Below are 18,749 nucleotides of genomic sequence, written 5' to 3' on the forward strand. Positions count from 1 at the left end.
CGTAATTACTTCCCGGGATTTTCTGGCCGGCCGAAGCCGTGGCTGAGGATCGGCGGTACGGTGCCGGTGCGCAGTAGCTCGAGCACGGCGAGCTCGTGCGGTACCACCGGGTCGGGCAGGGCGGTCAGCGGGTACCAGTCCAATCCTTCGGACTTCTCCGGCTCCATCGTGCGCGCGTCTCCCTGCCAGGTGCGGCAGGTGAAGAAGAAGTCGACCCGCTCATCGACCGGCCGGCCATTGCTATGAGTACGGTGCATCGCGGTCAGTGGAGTCAGGTCGGTGGGGGAGATGGTGATGCCCAGCTCCTCCTGCGCTTCGCGCACCGCGGCCTCGGTCACGGACTCCCCGGCCTCGACGTGTCCGGCGGCCGCGCAGGCCCAGTGCCCGTCCCGATAGCCGGTGTTCCGGCGCAGCTGCAGGAGGACCTCAGTGCCGGCCGCACCCTCGCGGCAGCAGATCACGTAGGCGGCGGGCACCACTTGGAATCGGGAGGTCACCGGGTCACGCTACCCCTCCCCCAATGGCCAGGGTCGCGGTTGGGTCGAGTTGCCCGATCGTCCGAGCCCCACTACTCAGACGCGTGCTAGCGCAGGGGGACGAAGCGATAGGCGCCGGCCGTGCGCACCACCCGGGCCGCGCCGTCGCGGGCTTCCACGACGGTCATCGTGCCCCGCACCGGCAGCACCAGACGGCCCCCGTCCGCCAGCTGGTCGGTGAGCGGGGTGGGGACCTCCTGCGCCTCGGCGGAGACCAGGATCCGCTGGTACGGCGCACCGGCCGGCCAGCCGAGCACCTCCGGGTCTGCCTGGTGCACCTGCGCCCACTCCATCCCGGCGGCCGCCACGTTCTGACCACCCCAGGTGGCGAGATCCTCGCGCAGCTCCACGGCGTGCACGACGCCGGTGGCCCCGACCAGGTGTGCCAGCAGCGCGGTGGTCCAGCCCGAGCCGCTGCCGACGTCGAGCACTGCATCGCCGGGTTCAGGGTCCAGGAGGGCAAGCATGGTTCGCACGGTGGTCGGCTGGGAGCAGGTCTGCCCGGCGGTCAGCTCGATCGGCTGGTCCAGGCCCGCCTCGCCACGCAGCTCCAGTGGCAGGAAGCCCTCGCGCCGCACGGCCTGCATCGCTTCATCAGCGCGGGCGAGGGCCGCTGCGCCGGAGTCCCGGTCTGCTCGGGAGAATCGGTCCGCCATCGTTGCCTCCACAGCCATGGTAGGCACGTCCGTTGCTTCTTCGTAGACTAGGCGGAGGTCGACGACGGGAGAGGCGGGGCAATGTTCGCAGGCATCACTGTGCTGATCGCATGTATCGCCGCAGCGGTGGTGCTGGCTGGCGTGGTGATGCTGCTCGTGATGCTGGGCCACCAGGACACGAAGAACCAGCCCGATCCGTGGCAGCAGAACGGGTCCGGCTATCCCCCTCCGCCGCCCGGCGGCCCCTCGCCGTACGACCACCCGGACGGTGCCGCACCGCAGGACCAGCAGCCGCCCCCTGCGCGCTGAGCGCCTCAGAGCGGCAGCATCGGGCGCCGGTACCGCGCCCGCGCGTCCGCGAGCTCGCTGTGATAGCGGGAACCCAGGTCCACCTCGCGCCCGTGGAACCGCCAGAGCACCAGGTGATCAACGGAGAACCCCGGCCGGCATCGGGTGCAGGACATCGGCCGGGTGGGTCGGCGGAATCGCTCGTGCCGGTGCCCGGCGGGGCACTGGCCCACCCAGGGCGCCGGGACCGTCGGAGCGTCTTCGGCCACGCAGCGTTGCCCGGTGGCACCGATCTCCCGTGCCACCCGGCGCCACTTCGGCCCGTGCGCGGCCTTTGGTCCGGCGAGTGCGTGCGCGATCTCGTGCAATACCGTCTCCCGGACCTCCGCCGGAGAATACAGCGCGGTCAGCGGCCGGCTCAGGCTGATCGCCCGGGTGTCGTAGCGGCACAGCCCAGCCCGTCGTTTCGCCGAGTCGAATTCCAGCGACCACCGGTGCAGACCGTGCTCATCCATCAAGGCCCGGGCCAGCTCCCGCGCGCCGGTCATGTCCATGCTTGCGTCCCTTCCGCCATCTACTCCGGGACGCTAACACCGCTCGCCCACGGTGTGGACCTGGCCTGTGGATACACAGTCGGAACGAGAGGGCCGCTGCTATCGCTGCGGCAGGCTCCGCTCAAGCAGGTCAGCCCTACCCGTCGCCGTTGGCCGGGTTCTGGCCACCAGACGGCGGTTCGCCACTGGGCATCTCGCCGTCCGGTGGCTCGCCCGACCCGTCCGGGCCGCTATCGGGACCATCGTGCCCACCGGGCGCGCCCTCGCCACCGGGTCCGCCCTCGGGTACGGAGCCACCGGTCGGCTCGGTGGCGGTGTCCACGCCTACCGTGAGCGCGACCGCGAGACTGGAACCGGTGTCCCCGGTGACCGTCGCGAGCTGGGCGGCCCCGCCGTCGTCACCGAACACGTTGTCCTGCTCGAGGTTGACCTGGGCGAGATTGGTGACCGACTGCTCGTAGCCCGCGGTGGCATACATCCGGTCGCACACGTCCGCCGGGAGAGCCACCTGGGAGGTGGCGATCGCCGTCGTCGCATCGTTGATGGTCTCGCCGTCCGGGTAGACCTCGAAGTGGATGTGCGGCCAGCGGCCGGAGTAGCAGGCCGGAAAGATGCTGGTGAAGGAGACCACGCCGTCCTCGTCGGCGATCTGCACCCCGCGCAAGTAGTTCTCCTCGGTGATGCCGTCTGAGTAGAGCGAATACTCACCGTCCCGGGTGCAGTGCCACACGTACACGGCCACCCCGGCGAACGGGACCCCATCGCGAGCCAGGTCGAGGATCGTCAGATCCAGGGTCATCGGGATGCCCTCGGCTACGCCGGAGGCCTCACCGAAGCTGGTGGTGAGGTCGCTGCGCACGATCCCGCTCTGCTCCAGCGCATTCGGTCCGTTCGAGCCATCACCCGGGTACGGCCCGGCGGTCTCGTCCGGTATCTCGGGCACTGAGCCGGAGCCGGCAGTGCTGCCGGTGGCGTCGGTGGTGCAGGCGGCGAGGCCGAGCCCGACCGTACCCGCACTGAGCGCACCGAGCAGACCACGCCGGCTGAGCACCGTGACCACGTCGAACTGCAGTCCCTGATCCTCGACATCCTCCTCCGGATGTGGAAGGGCTCGGCCCTCGTAGGTTCCGCTGGCCGGTCGGAACGGGACGGCGTGGCGCAGGAATCGATTCAGCTCGGTTGTCATAGCGCTGACGCTAGGCAGCCCGCCCGAGGAATCGCTGGGAACTATCTGGGCGCTGGCCCAGAACCGTCGCCCGCACCGAGCACCCGGACCAGGCGGATCCGGCGCTTGTCCACCGCCACCACCTCGAGCACCCCGGTGCCGACGGGGACCCGGTCACCGGGGCGCGCCAGCCGCCCGAGCGCGGTGAGCAGATAGCCGGCCACGGTCTCGTACGGTCCGTCCTCGAGCACCATCCCGCTCGCCTCGGTGAACTCTTCGATGGTCAGCCCTGCGTCGTAGGTGTCCGCCGCCCGGTTCGGTTCCTGCGGGTCGTACTCGTCCCGGATGTCGCCGACGATCTCCTCCATCACGTCTTCCATGGTGATGATCCCGTCGGTGCCGCCGTACTCGTCCACCACCACCGCCAGATGCCTGCGGGAGCGCTGCATCACGGAGAGCGAGGTGAGTAGCTGGTTCGTCGTCGGCAGGTGCACGATGGCCCGGGCCAGGTCGGCGACCGTGGCGCCCTCCTTGGTCCCCGGCGGTGGTTGCAGCACATCGCGAACATGGACGAAACCGAGCACATCGTCGAAGTCGGCACCGGTGACCGGATAGCGGGAGTAGGGATGTTCCCGGATTACCTCCGCTGCCTCGGCCAGCGAGAGCGCAGCGTCCAGGAAGGTCACTTCTCCCCGGGGGCGCATCGCTTCGGCCACCGACCGGTCCGAGGCGCGGAACACGTCGGTGAGCAGCCGGCGCTCGTTCTCCGGCAGGCTCTCGTGCGCGATCACGATGTCGCGCAGCTCCTCCTCGGACAATGCCTCGCTGCGGGCCGAGGGGTCCCCGCCGAGCAGGCGGACCACTGCGTTGGTGGAGCGGGACAGCAGCCAGATCACCGGCCGCATCACCGTGGCGAACCGGTCCAGCGGCGGCGCCACCGCCAGGGCGAACTGCTCCGAACGCTGCAGTGCCAGCCGTTTCGGCACCAGCTCCCCGAGCACCAGGGAGCAATACGCGATCAGCAGGGTGAGCAAGACCAGGGCGAGCGTTGCGGCGGCCGATTCGGGCAGGCCGAGGGTGACCAGCAACGGGGCGAAGTCCGGAGCCAAGGTGGAGGCACCGTAGGCGGCGGAGAAGAACCCGGCCACGGTCACTCCGATCTGCACCGCGGAGAGGAACCGGTTCGGGTCCCGGGCCACCGAGGCGACCCGCTGCCCCCGTGGGCCGCGCTCGTGCAGCTGGCGGATCTGGCTCTCCCGCAGGGACACCAGCGCGAACTCGGTGCCGGCGAACACTCCACCGAGCAGGATGAACAGCAGGACCAGGCCGATGCTGCCCCAGGTCGCAGCGTCCATCAGCCCTCCCGGTCCGGTTGCGCGCCCACCCCCTGATCATGACATCCCCTGTGCTGTGAGCGCTCTCTCGCGCGGCAGAATCGACCGACCCTGGCGCCGCTCCACGGCGCCCTCGCGAGCCCCAGGCGCTCCTCAGCCGCCCGCTAGAGCATCCGGGGCCAGCAGTACCAGCAGCAGCACACAGACCACCGCGACCGCCATGCTCAACGTGAACGGCAGCCGGCTGTGCGGCCGGCGGTTGCCCACCACACCTCCCGCCGTGGCCAGCACGCCGGCCAGCACCATCCCGGCCCAGCCGACCGGCCCCGGCCAGTGCCCGGGGCCGAGCACGATCACCGCAGTGGCGAGGGCGAGGATCACCGGGGCAAGGACGCTCGAGGCCCTCCGCCCGATCCGGTGCGGGAACCCGTGCACCCCGGTACGGCGATCCTCCTCCAGATCCGGGAGGGTATTGGCGACGTGCGCGCCGACGCCGAGCAACGCCGTCGCCAGCACCACCCAGGCGGGCACGCTCGCCCCGGCCACTGCAGCCGGTATCACGAACAACGGCAGCAGACCGAAGAAGACGGCGTACGGCAACCAGGACAGCGGCGTGGACTTCAGCCCGAGGTTGTACGTCCAGGCGCTCGCCACCGCGGCCAGGTGCACCAGGGCGGGCAGCACCCACCCGGCGGCCAACGAGAGCAGCACACATCCAGCCAGCGCTATCAGCGCCGCCCGGCGCAGCCCCGCCACGGTGACCCGCCCGGCGACTGTCGGCTTGTCCGTGCGGCCGCTGGTCGCGTCCCTCCCGGCGTCGATCCAGTCGTTCGACCAGCCCACCGAGAGCTGACCGGCCAGCACGGCCGAGGCCGCCAAGGCCGCCCGCCCTCCCGGCGCGCCCACACCCAGGGCGAGCGCGAGGGCGAGCATGGTCACCACCGCCGTCGGGCCCGGGTGGCAGGCCGTGAGGAGGGCGACGGCGGACCGCGGGTGGGACTTCACCGGTCCTCCCGCCTCTCGGGCCACTGCCGGAGCGTCGTATGCCTCCGGGCTGCCGGAGGACGTGCTCCGTGACACGATGCCACCATGCCGCATTTGCTGGCTGTCGGAGGTGCACTGCCCGGCCCGCCCCACGCGCAGCAGGAGGTCACCGCAGCGATCGGCCCCCTGCTCACCGATGACCGCCACCGGCTGGACGCGCTGCACCGGTTGCACGCCGCGAGCGGGGTGATGAGCAGGCACCTGGCCCTCCCGCTGGAGGAGTACCGCGACCTGACCTCGTTCGGCCGGGCCAACGATCTCTTCCTTCGCGAGGGACGGCTGTTGGCGGAGGAGGTGACCCGCGCGGCGCTGGCTGGTGCCGGGCTCCCCCCGGACGCCGTCGACTTCCTCCTGTTCACGTCGGTCACCGGAATCTCCGCTCCGTCCATCGACGCCGGGCTGGTCTCCTCCGTGGGGCTGCGTCCGGACGTGCGGCGGATGCCCTCGTTCGGCCTGGGCTGTGCCGGTGGCGCCGCGGGCATCGCCCGAGTACACGACTACCTGCTCGGGCACCCGGACCAGGTCGGGATGCTGGTCTCGGTGGAGCTGTGCTCGTTGACGTTCCAGGCCGGCGACGACTCCACCGCCAACCTGGTGGCCAGCGGCCTGTTCGGCGACGGTGCCGCGGCGGTGGTGCTGGTCGGGGATGAGCACCCGCGCGCCCGTGGAGCCGATCTTGACGTGCTGGGCACCCGGAGCGGGCTGTACCCCGGCACCGCCGACCAGCTGGGGTGGCACGTGCGGGACAGCGGGTTCGAGATCATGCTTGCCGCCGGCCTGCCGGAGACGATCAGCACTCACCTCGCCGCGGACGTCGGCGCGCTGCTCGCCGAGCACGGTCTGACCCCGGCGGACGTGGCCACCTGGGTGGTGCACGCCGGCGGGCCGCGGATCTTCGACGCAGTCAGCGACGCCCTCGGCCTGCCCGAGGACGCCCTGGCGGTGAGCCGCGAGTCGTTGACCGCGGTCGGCAACCTGTCCTCTGCCTCCGTGCTGCACGTGCTCGCTGACACGCTGCGCCGCGGCGACCCCGCCGCCGGTGGCTATCTGGTGGTGATGGCGTTCGGACCCGGGGTGAGTGCCGAGCTCGTGCTGCTGCAGCGCCCGGCCGGCTGATGGGCCCGATGACGATCGTCTTCGTGGTGCTGGTGGCTGCCACTGCCCTGGAACGGCTGGCCGAGCTGGTGCTCTCCGCACGGCACGCGCGCTGGGCGTTCGCTCGCGGTGGGGTGGAATCCGGCCGGGGGCACTTTCCGGCGATGGTGAGCCTGCACACCGCGCTGCTGATCGCCTGTGTGGCCGAGGTCTGGTTCGCCGGCCGGCCCTTCCTGCCGGTCCTCGGTGCGGCGGCGCTCGCCGTGGTGCTGGCCAGCCAGGCGCTGCGCTGGTGGTGCATCGCCAGCCTCGGCAAGCACTGGAACACCCGGATCGTGGTGGTCCCCGGGCTGCCGCTGGTGGCGCGCGGACCCTACCGATGGTTGCGGCACCCGAACTACGTGGCGGTGGTGGCCGAAGGAGTAGCGCTGCCGCTGATGCACACCGCCTGGATCACTGCGGCGGCTTTCACCGTGCTGAACGCCATCCTGCTGCTCGGCTTCCGCATCCCGGCCGAGGAACGCGCCCTGGCCCGCGCCGCGCCGGCACCAGCCCGGACACCGCAGTGAGCACGAAGTCGACTGGCACCGGGTCGGCCAGCACCGGGTCGGCCAGCACCGGGCCGACCAGCACCGAGGTGCTCGTGATCGGCGGCGGTCCGATCGGGTTGGCGGCGGCGATCGAGTCCCGCAGGGCCGGTCGGGAGGTGGTGGTGGTGGAACCGCGCCCGGCGCCGATCGACAAGGCCTGCGGCGAAGGGCTGATGCCGGGGGCGCTGCGCGGCCTGCACGAGCTGGGCATCGATCCGGTGGGACACCCGCTCGTCGGGATCAGCTATCGCGACGGCCGGCGCCAGGTCGACCACCGGTTCCGCAGCGGCCCGGGCCGCGGGGTGCGCCGGACCACGCTCCAGCAGGCGATGGCCGACCGGGCGGAGCAGCTCGGCGTGCGGATGGTGCGGGCCAAGGCGGAGAGCATCGAGTACCGGCCCGGTGGTGTCGCGGCGGCGGGGATCACCGCCCGGTGGCTGCTCGCCTGCGACGGCCTGCACTCACCCACCCGCCGGGCCCTCGGCCTCGAAGGCGCCCCCAGCACCTCGCGGCCGGAGCGCAGGTTCGGGCTGCGGCAGCACTTCCGGGTGCCCGCGTGGACCGACTTCGTCGAGGTGCACTGGGGCAGCGGCGTGGAGGCGTACGTGACCCCGGTCGGCACCGACGAGGTCGGGGTCGCCCTGCTCGGCCCACCGGGGCTGGACTACCGCGCCGAACTGGCCGGCTTCGCTGAGCTGTCGGAACGGTTGCGCGGCGCCGAGCCGCTCGGCCCGGTGCGTGGTGCCGGTCCGTTGCGGCAACGTTCCCGACGGCGGACGGCCGGCCCGGTCCGTCTGGTCGGGGATGCCTCCGGTTACGTGGATGCGCTCACCGGCGAGGGCATTCGGGTAGGTCTGGCGCAGGCCCGGGCAGCGGTGGCCACCCTGGAGCAGGATCCGGCGGACTATGAGCGGGAGTGGTCCCGGGCCACCCGCAGCTACCGAGTGCTCACCAGCGGCCTGGTGCAGTGGGCGTCCTCGCCGGTGCGGGGTGCGATCGTCCCGGTGGCCACCACGTTTCCCAGGCTGTATGGCGCGATCGTCGACCGCCTCGCCCAGTAGGCCGCCCGGATCCGAGCCGCTGGCGGGTGAGAGTACTGGGGTCATACCCCCAGTGATCTCACCCGCGAACGCTCAGGCGTCGGCGAGGGGCCTTGCGTATCCTCTTCGCCGAGACCGACACCGGCGTGCCAGAACTTTCCACATCAGGTCATGACGGTGTCGCGCTCGCGGGCAGGCCGAACCGGGCGAAGAGGCGCAGGTCGAAGAAGGCCACGATGTGCGAGATCCCGGTCGGGGTGAGGGTGAGCACCTGGAGGTTGAAGGCACGGTGTACACCGCGCTCGTCGGGCAGGTAGAGACCGAAAGCCGGCTGGCCGTTGGCGGCAGTGGGCAGGAGCAGGTGGTCGCCAGGGTGCTGTGCAGGGCTCTGCGCGGCAACCATCCGCCCAATCATCTCCGCGCCGCGGAACCAGGCCGGGTAGGGCGGCATCTCCCAGACGGCGTCAGCGGTCAGGACTGCGACGAGGCCCCCGATGTCGTTGGCGTGCATGGCCGTGACGTAGCGGCTGAGTAGCTCGCGCTGCTCGGGAGCGTGCGGTTCCTCGACATGGCCCTCGTCGACCCGCGCGTGGTCGAGCTGGGCCCGGGCTCGTTGCAGCAAGCTGTTCACCGCGGCTGGGGAGATGGCTAGCATCGCGGCGACCTCGGCGGCGCTGAACGCCAGGACCTCACGCAGCAGCAGCACTGCGCGCTGGCGCGGGGGAAGGTACTGCAGGGCCGCGATGAATGCCAGCCGCACGCTCTGGCGCCGGGTCACCGTGGCGAGCGGGTCGCCGGTATCGGTGCTCCCGCCGAGCATGGTGTCCGGGAGCGGCTCCAGCCAGGGAAGGTCGGGCCATTCGGGCAGGTCGGCGGAAGGGTTCTGGTCCGGGCCGCCCAGGCCCGTGGGCAGGGCTCGCCTGCTGCGGTTCTCCAGTGCACGCAGGCAGGTGTTCGTCGCGATCCGATACAACCAGGTCCGGATCGAGGAGCGATCCTCGAAACCGTCGTAACCGCGCCAGGCACGCAGGTAGGTCTCTTGTACGGCGTCCTCGGCGTCATGGATGGAGCCCAGCATCCGGTAGCTGTGGGCCAGTAGCTCGGGCCGGTAGCCCCGTGCCCGGTGATCGAAGTCGTCGCTGAGGGCAGTCATCCTAGTGGCCGCGTCCGTACTGCGGACCTGCGGGGTGTGCGCAGCAGGATTGCGGCACCGAGCGCCCCGAACAGCGCCAGCCCGGCCAGCACGAGCAGGGCCAGCCCGAGCCCTTCGCTGAGCGCTGCTGTGCCCGGCGAGTCGATGGCCCCGCGGGTGGCGAACCCGATCGCGATCGCCGAGGCGAGTCCCGCGCCCAAGGTATTGCCGACGGCGAAGGCCGTTTCCTCGAGCCCTGCTGCCAGCCCGGAATCGCGTTCGTGCACGTCCGCCAGTGCGGCGATCTGCCCGGCGACGAACGCCGCACCCATCCCGACGCCGAAGATGACCAGGCCTGCCAGAAGATCCTTGACCAGCGCGCCCTCGGCCGGCAGCGGACTCAGCAACAGGCATCCGACCACCAGCAAGATCATGCCGGAGACGCCCACGAGCCGGAATCCGGACCGGGTGACCAGATGCTGTCCGGCCAGCACCCCCAGCACCGAAGTGACGGTCATGATCGCCATCGTCAGACCGAACTCGAGCGCGGAGAACCCCAACACCTGCTGGGCATACAAGGTCACGACGATCAGCAGTCCATCGACCGCGATTCCGGCGATCACCACGATCAGGTTGCCGCCGACCAAGGTGCGCGAGGCGAAGATTCGCATCGGTACCAGCGGCGCCGGACTGCGCCGTTCGACGCCGACGAATGCCGTCGCCAACACCGCTGCCCCGGCGCCGAAGACCAGCACGAGGGGGTCCGTCCCGTGCTCGGCAATACGAAACAGGGTCAGGAGTAGCAGCACCAGTGCCCCGGTGGCCGTGATCGCACCCGGTAGGTCGAGCCGCACCCTGTTCCCGGGGCTTTCGGGCAGCAGCATCACGCTGAGCAGCAGCACCACGACGCACACGGGCACATTGGTGAAGAAGATCCAGGCCCACCCGGCCCAATCCGTGAGGACGCCGCCGAGCAGCAGCCCGGCCGATGCCCCGGTGCCGCCTAGGCCTCCCCAGATCCCCAGCGCCTTGTTCCGGTCTCGGCCATCGGGGAAGACCTGCATCAGGATGGATAGCCCGGCCGGCGTCATGACCGCCGCGCCGATACCTTGAGCGACCCGCGTTGCGATCAACACCTCGCTGGACGGGGCCAGACCACAGGCTAGCGACGCTGCCGCGAACACCCCCACCGCAGCCATGAACACCCGCCGCCGGCCCGCATAGTCGGCCAATCTCCCACCCAGGAGCAGCAACCCGCCGATCGCTACCCCGTAGGCGGTGATCACCCACTGGATCTCCGCCGGCTCGAAACCCAGATCCAGTGCTATCGCCGGTAATGCGGCATACACGCTGGTGGAGTCCAAGACCCCCATGAACATCGCCATGGACACGACGGCCAATGCCCACCACCGGTGTACTGCCACAGCCGGTCGCACAGAAGTACTCACCGCGTTTCCTCTCGCCGCACCGATATCGCCAGGAGCCTCGAGGGCCCCACAGAGGTAGATACGTGGCGCGGCCTCGACTCATCGCCAGGCTCGGTCAGCCCGCCTGCTCAGGCGTCGGCGAGGGCCTTGCGGATCCGCTTCTCCGAGACCGGCCCGGGCGTACCGAGCTGCTGGGCGAAGAAGCTCACCCGCAGCTCCTCCAGCTGCCAGCGGATCGGGGCCAGCCGGGCGGCCCGGATCGGCTCGTGCTCCGCACTGCGCACCGCTGACCACCAGGCGTCGGACAGCTCACCGATCTTCCACGCCAGATCGGCATCCCGGTGCGGGTTGGCCTCCGCCTTCTCCAGGCGCACGACGGCGGCCCGCAGGTAGCGCGGCAGGTGCACCAGCTGCTCGGGAGGGGTGTCGGTGAGATAGCCGGCGTAGACGAGCTCGCTGTGCTGGTCGCGCACGTCGGTGAGCACGTTCAGCAGCGCCATCGAGGTGGCCTGCTTGATGGTGGCCTCCAGCTCTCGGGAGGCGGTCTGGATCGTCGCGGCCAGGTCCGCGAGCCGCTGGACTTCGTCCTCGAAGGAGTCCCGCAGCGCGGTCGCCAGCTCCTCGAACGCCTCCCGGCTGCGCACTCGCGCCAGGTCACGGTCAGCGGTCAGTGCGGCGATCGCCGCGGCTTGGAGGCCGGTCACCAGTGCGTCGGTGTTCCGGTAGGGGCTCGCGGCCAGCGTCAGCGACTGGGCGCCGCTCCATCGGGAGGTGACCCGGGACGTGGCCAGGCTCAGCCGGCCGGCGAGCAGCTGCGCCACCCCGCGCCGATGCTCGATCGCCTGCCGGGCGGCATCGGTGAGCACGCGCAGGCCCACGGACTTCCCCTCGGCCACCAGCGCCGGATAGCCGCGCACCTCCAGCCCGCCCGGTCCGGTGGAGGTCACTGTGGTGGGGATCTGCGCCAGCTCCGGCCAGTCGGTCAGGCCCGCGACCTCGGCCAGACCCGGCGTGGTCACCCCCGCGCCGCCGCCGCCGCCACCGCCGGACGCGCCCGGCCCGCCGCCGGTGCGCCCGCCTGCCTGACCCCCCGCCTGGGCGCGCGGATCGCGCGGCCGGGCTGCGCCGTCGTCGCCCGGTTCGGTCGCAGCCTGAACGGCCCCACGCACGGCGGCTCGTACGGCGGCGGCCGACTCCCGGGCGAGCTGACGCTGCAGCAGCACCAGCTCGCGACTGGTGCCCAGTGCCTGCCCGCGGTCGTCGTGCACCTGGAACAGCATCCGCAGGTGGGCGGGGAGTTTCTCCACCGCCACATTCTCGGGGGCGACCTCCACCTCCCGCAGCTCCCGGGCGGCGTCGGCGAACGCCTGCAGGAACGAAGGCGCGCCGGGCGGCGCCGGCGCCACCTCCGGCCACTCCGGCAGCCGGGCGACGATCTGCGCAGCGGTGTCCGGAGCGGGCACCAGGTGGGTGCGTAGCCGCTTGGGCAGGGCGCGGATGGTGGCCACGGCCAGCTCGTCGATCAGTCCGGGTACCAGCCAGTCGAACCCGTCCGGGCGCACCTGCGCGAGCACGGCGATCGGGATGTGCACGCACACCCCGTCCTGCTCGCTGCCGGGCTCGAACTGGTAGGTCAGCGGCAGCGTCAGATCGCCCTGGCGCCAGGTGTCCGGGAAGGCGCCTGAGTCCAGCTCCTCGGCGCGGGGCAGCAGCAGCTCTTCGGTGAAGGTGAGCAGGTCGGGCTGCTCGCCACGGGTCTTCTTCCACCAGGAGTCGAAGTGCCGGGCGGAGGTGACCGTGTCCGGGATCCGTTCGTCGTAGAAGTCGAACAGGCCCTCGTCATCGATCAGCAGGTCCCGGCGGCGCTCGCGGGCCTGCAGCGACTCGGCATCGGCGAGCAGCTCCTGGTTCTTCACGAAGAACGCGTGGTGGGTGCGCCACTCGCCCTCGACCAGCGCCTGGCGGAGAAACATCTCCCGGGCGAGCTCGGGATCCACCCGGCCCAGCGGCACCGGCCGGGCGGCGACGATCGGTACCCCGTAGAGCAGCACCTTCTCCTTCACCATCGCCGCACCCTGCTTGGTGGACCAGTACGGTTCGGCGTAGGTGCGCTTGAGCACATGCTCGGCCAGCGGCTCCGCCCACTCCGGCTTGATCCGTGCCACGGTGCGAGCGAACAGCCGGGAGGTCTCCACCAGTTCGGCCGCCATCACCCACACCGGCTTCTTCCGCGCCAGGTGCGAGCCGGGGAAGATGACGAACTTGGTGCCGCGAGCGCCGGTGTACTCCCGCTTGCGCTCGTCCCAGTAGCCGATGTGCGAGAGCAGACCGGACAGCAGCGCCTGGTGGATCCGATCTGGGTCGGTCTCATCGCCGCGATGGGTCCAGCTCAGGCCGAGCTGTTTGGTCATCTGCCGCAGCTGGGAGTGTATGTCCTGCCACTCCCGGATCCGCAGGAAGTGCAGGTACTCGGCCTTGCACATCCGCCGGAACGCCGAGCCGGACAGCTCGCGCTGCTTCTCGCCCAGGTAGCTCCACAGGTTCAGCAGGGCGAGGAAGTCCGAGTGTGGGTCGGCGAACCGCCGGTGCTTCTCGTCGGCGGCCTGCTGAGCGTCGGCAGGGCGCTCGCGCACATCCTGCACGCTCAGCCCGGCCACGATCACCATCACCTCGCGCAGACAGCCCAGACGCGCGGCTTCCACGATCATCCGGCCCATCCGCGGGTCGATCGGCAGCTGGGCCAGGGACCGCCCGGTCTTGGTCAGCCGGTTCGTCTCATCCACGGCGCCGAGCTCGGCGAGCAGCTGGGTGCCGTCCTTGATGGCGCGGGAGTCGGGGGAGTCGAGGAAGTCGAACCTGGCGATGTCGCCGAGCCCGATCGCGGCCATCTGCAGAATCACCGAGGCCAGTGAGGTGCGCAGGATCTCCGGCTCGGTGTACTCCGGGCGGGATTCGTAGTCGGCCTGGGAGTACAGCCGGATGCAGATACCGTCCGCCACCCGCCCGCACCGGCCGGCCCGCTGGTTCGCGCTCGCCTGGCTGATCGCCTCGATCGGCAGTCGTTGCACCTTGGTGCGGTTGGAGTAGCGGGAGATCCGTGCCGTGCCGGTGTCGATCACGTACCGGATGCCCGGCACAGTCAGCGAGGTCTCGGCGACGTTCGTGGCGATCACGATTCGGCGGGTGGTGTGCGGCTGGAACACCCGATGCTGCTCGGCGGCGGACAGCCGGGCGTAGAGCGGGATCACCTCGACGGCGTTCGAGGCGTGTGCGGAGGCGCGCACCGCACCGGGACTCACATACCGCTGGCCGAGATGGCTGGCGAGGGCGTCGGTGGCGTCGCGGATCTCTCGCTCACCGGAGCAGAACACCAGGATGTCCCCGGGGCCTGCGGCCATCAGCTCGTCCGCCGCCTGGCAGATCCCGGTGGGCTGGTCGGTCTCGTCGTCCTCACTCCGGCGGCCTGGCTTGCCCGGCTTGCCTGGGGGAGTGCTGCGGGAGGTGGGCGAACCACCCGGCCCGACTGCGCCGTCGTCGATCTCGGTATCCGGCACCAGCGGGCGGTAGCGCACCTCGACCGGATAGGTGCGCCCGGACACCTCGATCACCGGAGCGGGCTTGCCGGCAGTGCCGAAGTAGGCGGCGAACCGTTCCGAGTCGATCGTGGCGGAGGTGACGATGACCTTCAGGTCCGGGCGTTGCGGGAGGAGCTGGTGCAGGTAGCCCATGAGGAAGTCGATGTTCAGCGATCGTTCGTGCGCCTCGTCCACGATGATCGTGTCGTAGCGGCGCAGCAGCGGGTCGCGCTGGATCTCCGCGAGCAAGATGCCGTCGGTCATCACCTTCACCAGCGTGGTGGGCGAGACGTGGTCGGTGAACCGGACCTGATAGCCGACGGCGCCGCCGAGCTCGACGTCCAGCTCCTCGCAGAGCCGTTCGGCCACAGTGCGTGCGGCGATCCGGCGGGGCTGGGTGTGACCGATGGTGCCGGTGACACCGCGGCCCAGCTCCAGGCAGATCTTCGGGATCTGGGTGGTTTTGCCCGACCCGGTCGCGCCGGCCACGATCACCACCTGGTGCTTCGCGATCGCGGCGGCGATGTCCTCGGCCCGGGCGGAGACCGGTAGCTGCGCCGGGTAGGAGATCGGTGGGACTGCTTGTCTGCGAGCGTCGAGCTGCTCGGGGGTGAGCGGGCGGAAGGCGGGTTTCGGGTGCCGGCGGGCATGCCGACGGCGGGAGTCGCCACGGCTTCGGTCCTTGCCGCGGCCTGGGGTGCTCTGATCTTGGCCGGGCTGGCGCCGGTCGCCGCGTCGTGGAGCCTCCTGGCCGGGGGAGCCCTGTCCGCGGGAGTTCTGGCCGGGGGAGCCCTGTCCGCGGGAGCGGTCGCCAGGGCGCCCGGGGGTCCGGGTCCTGCTGCGCGGGTTCTGCTCACTCACTGCGTCCCATTGTCGCCGATGCCGCCGGCGCCTTGGCCAGCCGATTACCCGCCCCGGCCCCACAGGTCGCCAGACGATCGTCTGAGGACCCCGTGAACATCTGAGTGCCGGAGTTTCGGGACTCAGATGTGGTTTCGGTGCTCAGACGATCGAGCAACGCGCTGGCCGGTGACTCGGCGGTTGCTACGGTCGCCTCATGAGTGCCGCACCGACCCCGCCGATCCTCATGGGCGTCTACCGCTTCGCGAAGATCATGACGTCGAAGTCCGAACCCGCCATCCTCGGCGTTCTGCCGGGCAGGGTGTGGCTGACCGGGACCGGTGGAGTCTTCTTTGACGCACCGGCTCAGGAGATCCAGGCGAAGGCCAACACGACGGTCGGGCACGTGACCTTTGAGGTGCACGGGACCAAGCACATCGTCGCCGGGGTCGGCAGTGCGAAGGGAGCCCCCTTCAGCCCAGAGCAGGTCCAGGAGTTGCAGGCCTCGCGGCAGGCGACCGAGGCCGACCCGGGGTCACGGTCGCTGATGGCCGGCCGGGCGCTCTACATCGGCACCGTCGGGTCAAACGATGGTTCCTATCACGGTGGACTCAATTCCTTCGCCCGCAACGAGCTGGGCCAGCAACGGGACTTCGGCGCGGCCATGCGGGAGTTGCTGTCCGCCGTCGGCGTCGCGCTCTGAGGGCGCCACCCCGGACGGATACCAGCGACTCAACGGCCGAGATCCGGTCCCACTGGAGAACCCTCAGCGATGCAGGCGATCTGGCGGTGGGCCGTGGCCCCTGGCCGGGCACCGGAGTGGGTTCACGACTGCGCACCCGGCGCCAGTGCGCGCACTCCGAGTGCCGTCGCAGCCGTGCTGAGGCGGTCGTCGTAGCTGACGATGGCGTCGAGATCGTCGCCGAGGGTGAGGGCGCTGGCCAGGTGGACGGCGTCCAGGCTGCGCAGAGCCGATGGCGCGAGCGTGGCGGCGGAGTCGAAGGTGTGTGCCGACAGACTGAGGATGGTGAGTGCATCGAGGACGTCCCGGGCGGCTACCACCCGGTCGGGTGCAACTCGTCGTACGGCGTGCACCAACTCCGTGCGGGTGAGGTCGGAGGTCACCGGATCGCGAGACTGCTCGCCCAGCCACGCGCGAAGCGCAGGAGTCTCGGCCTCAGCGACGACGAGTTTCACCAGCGCCGAAGTATCCACATAGTGCGCCACCGGTCAGTAGGGCTCTTCGTCGCGCATCTGGGCAAGAGTCTCGGAGATCTGCGGGCCCGGTGCCGGTGCCGGCAGATCCTCGATTCGCCCGCGAGGGGGCCGGGCGAGGCCAGCGTCCCGAAGAGTCTGTAACGGAGACGTCGGCAGTGCGGTCAGTTGAGCCACCGCACGCCCCCGATCGGTGATGACCACGCGTTCGCCTGCGACCACGCCGCGCACCACGGCCGATGCGTTCTGCTTGAGTGCCCGAACTCCTACCTTCGCCATGATCTACATTGTAGCTCTTCAGTCCTCCAGCCGCTCGATCGCCCAGTCCCAGTCGATGCGTTCCTGTTCCAGGCGCACCTGTGCATCGAAGCGGTCGCTGACCAGATCGGCGTACAGTGCCGCTTCGTCCTCGCGCAGGCGCGTCAGAGCCGCATGGGTCGGCTTCGGCTCGCGTCCCCACCGGTCCCGGTGTGCCAGCAGAGTATCCCGGTCCATCAGCACCGAGTCGGCGCGGGGAAGGCGGGCGCGTAGCCGGTCCAGGATTGCGAACCCGTGGGTGTCCAGGTCACCCCAGTAGCGGATCGGCGAATCGGCCAGAACCGCCAGGCGGGATGTCGCTCCCGCAGCTCCTCGATCGTCTCGACGTCCCTCACGCCTCCAGCCGGAACTTCCTACGGGGCAGGGTGTGTGAGGGCGCCGACACTGGCCGAATCGATGCCGGAGCACGTTGCGGATGTTCGGCTTGTCGTTGCCGTGCTTCCATCCTTGACGGCATCGAACGTCGAGAGTAGTGTTCGCCAAACTTCGAAATAAGGAACTCTGATTCCGCAAGATGGAATCGGGTCCGAAGGCTCAACGATGAGAATGTCGAGGAACCGATGAGATTCATCAAGAGTATGGCCGGCCAGATCACGATTGCCGCAGTGGCCGGCGTCCTGTTCGGGCTCATCGTCGGCGAGTGGGCAGCCAACCTGAAGTTCATCGGTGACATCTTCATCCGGCTGATCCAGATGGCGATCGTGCCGTTGGTGATGTCCTCGGTCATCGTCGCCACGGGTTCGATGACGGGTTCAGGGGTGGGCAAGATCGCCTTCCGGACCTTCAAGTGGATGATCGGGTTCTCCCTGGTCGCGGCGGTTCTGGCCTATCTCCTCGGCACCCTCATCCAGCCAGGTGCCGGCCTGACCGTGACCGAACCGCTCGATCCCAGCCTGCAGGAGTCCGCAGGAGAGGCCAGCGGCTGGCAGGACACTGTGGTCGGCTTCGTCTCCACGAACGTGTTCGAGGCGATGGCATCCGCCACGATGGTTCCGATCATCGTCTTCTCGCTGATCTTCGGCGTGGCCCTGAACAACTACATCCGCAGTACCGGGAAGCGGGAGGTGCTCACCTTCGTCGATCAGGTGCAACAGGTGGTCCTGATCATGATCCGGATCGTGATGCGAGTGGCGCCGGTCGGTGTGTTCGCCCTGCTCGCAGCGCTCACCGGAGACGTCGGACTGGCCGTGGTCACCACGGCACTGAAGTACCTCGGCGCCACGCTTGCCGGCGTGATCATCCTGTTCCTGCTGTTCGTCGTGGTGGTCTCCGCCCGCACGCGGCTCAACCCGCTGAAGCTGCCTCGGTGCTTGCTCGAGCAGACGGTGATCGCGGTGACGACCACGAGCTCGGCAGTGACGTTCCCGACGGTGCTGAAGAACACGGTGGAGAAGGCTGGGGTCAGCCAACGGGTTGCGAACTTCACATTGTCGGTCGGTCTGACGATGGGCTCCTACGGCGCCGTTCTCAACTACATGATCGCCGTGATGTTCCTCGCACAGGCCGGCGGGATCACGCTTACACCCGGGCAGATCGCGATGGGTATGGGCCTGGCGGTGCTGCTGAACATGGGCACCATCACCGTGCCCGGCGGGTTCCCGGTGATCGCCATGTTCTTGGCAACGACGCTCGACCTGCCGTTCGAGGCGGTCGGTGTGCTCATCGCCGTGGACTGGTTCGCCGGCATCTTCCGGACCTTCCTCAATGTCAACGGCGACACGATGGTCGCGATGCTCGTCGCCGGTGCCAGCGACGAGGTTGACCATGACGTCTACAACGGAATCAAAGATGTGACGGCCGAGGACTTTGATCCTGAGGATGAGGCCGGAGTCGATGGTGACGGGGACGAGCTGAAGCGCGCGGAGAGCCTCGGCTAATCTCTGGCTCAGAGGCAGGTGACTCCGGCCGCCGCACCGGCGGAGACGAGGCGTTCTGCACGC

At 70.0% G+C, this 18,749-nt stretch carries 18 protein-coding genes; 6 read left to right on the forward strand and 12 right to left on the reverse strand.

Annotated elements, in window-relative coordinates; translation table 11 throughout:
- Window positions 1-5: 5 nt before the first annotated feature.
- The gene (locus tag FU260_RS01290; RefSeq protein ID WP_147915419.1) at window positions 6-497 is read right to left on the reverse strand and encodes an NUDIX hydrolase; all 492 of its coding nucleotides are present in this window, start codon (window positions 495-497) and stop codon (window positions 6-8) included.
- An 86-nt stretch (window positions 498-583) separates the two neighbouring features.
- Window positions 584-1,210 (reverse strand): protein-L-isoaspartate O-methyltransferase family protein, encoded by a 627-nt coding sequence (locus FU260_RS01295; protein ID WP_235912161.1) that lies wholly within the window; start codon window positions 1,208-1,210, stop codon window positions 584-586.
- 63 nt (window positions 1,211-1,273) lie between these two features.
- Here FU260_RS01295 and FU260_RS01300 point away from each other — a divergent pair, with 63 nt between their 5' ends.
- Entirely contained in the window at window positions 1,274-1,501 is a 228-nt protein-coding gene (locus tag FU260_RS01300) for a hypothetical protein (protein WP_147915420.1), read from the forward strand.
- Window positions 1,502-1,506: 5 nt separating this feature from the next.
- Here FU260_RS01300 and FU260_RS01305 read toward each other — a convergent pair whose 3' ends face one another.
- From FU260_RS01305 to FU260_RS01320, 4 genes are all read right to left on the reverse strand, one after another.
- Window positions 1,507-2,034, reverse strand: a complete 528-nt coding sequence (locus FU260_RS01305) for a SprT-like domain-containing protein (protein WP_147915421.1) — start codon at window positions 2,032-2,034, stop codon at window positions 1,507-1,509.
- Window positions 2,035-2,170: 136 nt separating this feature from the next.
- Window positions 2,171-3,220, reverse strand: a complete 1,050-nt coding sequence (locus FU260_RS01310; protein ID WP_147915422.1) for an intradiol ring-cleavage dioxygenase — start codon at window positions 3,218-3,220, stop codon at window positions 2,171-2,173.
- Window positions 3,221-3,261: 41 nt separating this feature from the next.
- Window positions 3,262-4,554: a hemolysin family protein gene (locus tag FU260_RS01315; RefSeq protein WP_147915423.1), complete on the reverse strand. Its 1,293-nt coding sequence runs from the start codon at window positions 4,552-4,554 to the stop codon at window positions 3,262-3,264.
- A 132-nt stretch (window positions 4,555-4,686) separates the two neighbouring features.
- Entirely contained in the window at window positions 4,687-5,613 is a 927-nt protein-coding gene (locus FU260_RS01320; RefSeq protein WP_235912135.1) for a UbiA family prenyltransferase, read from the reverse strand.
- A 9-nt stretch (window positions 5,614-5,622) separates the two neighbouring features.
- On the opposite strand from FU260_RS01320, the gene FU260_RS01325 reads away from it, so the two are divergent.
- The 3 genes from FU260_RS01325 to FU260_RS01335 are packed head-to-tail and all read left to right on the forward strand — an operon-like array spanning window position 5,623 to window position 8,323.
- On the forward strand, window positions 5,623-6,693 hold the full coding sequence (locus FU260_RS01325) for a type III polyketide synthase (RefSeq protein ID WP_147915425.1): 1,071 nt from the start codon (window positions 5,623-5,625) through the stop codon (window positions 6,691-6,693).
- Window positions 6,694-6,701: 8 nt separating this feature from the next.
- Window positions 6,702-7,241 (forward strand): isoprenylcysteine carboxyl methyltransferase family protein, encoded by a 540-nt coding sequence (locus FU260_RS01330; RefSeq protein WP_147915426.1) that lies wholly within the window; start codon window positions 6,702-6,704, stop codon window positions 7,239-7,241.
- Entirely contained in the window at window positions 7,238-8,323 is a 1,086-nt protein-coding gene (locus FU260_RS01335; protein ID WP_147915427.1) for an NAD(P)/FAD-dependent oxidoreductase, read from the forward strand. The genes FU260_RS01330 and FU260_RS01335 overlap by 4 nt, the downstream gene beginning before the upstream one ends.
- Window positions 8,324-8,471: 148 nt before the next feature.
- Here the strand turns inward: FU260_RS01335 and FU260_RS01340 are convergent, their stop codons facing one another.
- The 3 genes from FU260_RS01340 to hrpA form a co-directional block, all read right to left on the reverse strand.
- Window positions 8,472-9,455, reverse strand: a complete 984-nt coding sequence (locus tag FU260_RS01340) for a sigma-70 family RNA polymerase sigma factor (protein WP_147915428.1) — start codon at window positions 9,453-9,455, stop codon at window positions 8,472-8,474.
- Window positions 9,452-10,882, reverse strand: a complete 1,431-nt coding sequence (locus tag FU260_RS01345; protein WP_147915429.1) for an MFS transporter — start codon at window positions 10,880-10,882, stop codon at window positions 9,452-9,454. Before FU260_RS01345 ends, FU260_RS01340 begins: the two co-directional genes overlap by 4 nt.
- A 107-nt stretch (window positions 10,883-10,989) precedes the next feature.
- A complete protein-coding gene (hrpA, locus tag FU260_RS01350; RefSeq protein ID WP_147915430.1) occupies window positions 10,990-15,297 on the reverse strand; it encodes an ATP-dependent RNA helicase HrpA in 4,308 nt (1,435 codons plus the stop codon).
- A gap of 196 nt (window positions 15,298-15,493) precedes the next feature.
- Between hrpA and FU260_RS01355 the strand changes: the two genes are divergently transcribed.
- Window positions 15,494-15,979 carry a hypothetical protein gene (locus FU260_RS01355; protein ID WP_147915431.1) on the forward strand — a complete coding sequence of 162 codons (486 nt, stop codon included), beginning with the start codon at window positions 15,494-15,496 and terminating at the stop codon, window positions 15,977-15,979.
- A 122-nt stretch (window positions 15,980-16,101) separates the two neighbouring features.
- Here the strand turns inward: FU260_RS01355 and FU260_RS01360 are convergent, their stop codons facing one another.
- Genes FU260_RS01360 through FU260_RS01370 form a run of 3 tightly spaced genes read right to left on the reverse strand, consistent with a single transcriptional unit; the run spans window position 16,102 to window position 17,217 of the window.
- Complete coding sequence (locus tag FU260_RS01360; RefSeq protein WP_147915432.1) at window positions 16,102-16,503, reverse strand: type II toxin-antitoxin system VapC family toxin; 402 nt, start codon at window positions 16,501-16,503, stop codon at window positions 16,102-16,104.
- A gap of 3 nt (window positions 16,504-16,506) precedes the next feature.
- Entirely contained in the window at window positions 16,507-16,770 is a 264-nt protein-coding gene (locus FU260_RS01365) for a type II toxin-antitoxin system Phd/YefM family antitoxin (protein ID WP_147915433.1), read from the reverse strand.
- Window positions 16,771-16,788: 18 nt separating this feature from the next.
- Window positions 16,789-17,217, reverse strand: coding sequence for a DUF2220 domain-containing protein (locus FU260_RS01370; RefSeq protein ID WP_235912137.1), 429 nt, complete (start codon window positions 17,215-17,217; stop codon window positions 16,789-16,791).
- A gap of 152 nt (window positions 17,218-17,369) precedes the next feature.
- Here FU260_RS01370 and FU260_RS01375 point away from each other — a divergent pair, with 152 nt between their 5' ends.
- Window positions 17,370-18,686: a dicarboxylate/amino acid:cation symporter gene (locus tag FU260_RS01375; protein WP_147915435.1), complete on the forward strand. Its 1,317-nt coding sequence runs from the start codon at window positions 17,370-17,372 to the stop codon at window positions 18,684-18,686.
- The last annotated feature ends 63 nt before the right edge of the window (window positions 18,687-18,749 follow it).

Source organism: Ruania zhangjianzhongii (genome assembly GCF_008000995.1).
GTDB lineage: Bacteria > Actinomycetota > Actinomycetes > Actinomycetales > Beutenbergiaceae > Ruania > Ruania zhangjianzhongii.

Coding starts and splice junctions, on each gene's coding strand:
- FU260_RS01340 (WP_147915428.1), bottom strand. CDS start 9,455: ATGACTGCCCTCAGCGACGACTTCGATCACCGGGCACGGGGCTACCGG.
- FU260_RS01330 (WP_147915426.1), top strand. CDS start 6,702: ATGACGATCGTCTTCGTGGTGCTGGTGGCTGCCACTGCCCTGGAACGG.
- FU260_RS01315 (WP_147915423.1), bottom strand. CDS start 4,554: ATGGACGCTGCGACCTGGGGCAGCATCGGCCTGGTCCTGCTGTTCATC.
- FU260_RS01365 (WP_147915433.1), bottom strand. CDS start 16,770: ATGGCGAAGGTAGGAGTTCGGGCACTCAAGCAGAACGCATCGGCCGTG.
- FU260_RS01310 (WP_147915422.1), bottom strand. CDS start 3,220: ATGACAACCGAGCTGAATCGATTCCTGCGCCACGCCGTCCCGTTCCGA.
- FU260_RS01325 (WP_147915425.1), top strand. CDS start 5,623: ATGCCGCATTTGCTGGCTGTCGGAGGTGCACTGCCCGGCCCGCCCCAC.
- FU260_RS01300 (WP_147915420.1), top strand. CDS start 1,274: ATGTTCGCAGGCATCACTGTGCTGATCGCATGTATCGCCGCAGCGGTG.
- FU260_RS01295 (WP_235912161.1), bottom strand. CDS start 1,210: ATGGCTGTGGAGGCAACGATGGCGGACCGATTCTCCCGAGCAGACCGG.
- FU260_RS01355 (WP_147915431.1), top strand. CDS start 15,494: ATGAGTGCCGCACCGACCCCGCCGATCCTCATGGGCGTCTACCGCTTC.
- FU260_RS01305 (WP_147915421.1), bottom strand. CDS start 2,034: ATGGACATGACCGGCGCGCGGGAGCTGGCCCGGGCCTTGATGGATGAG.
- FU260_RS01375 (WP_147915435.1), top strand. CDS start 17,370: ATGAGATTCATCAAGAGTATGGCCGGCCAGATCACGATTGCCGCAGTG.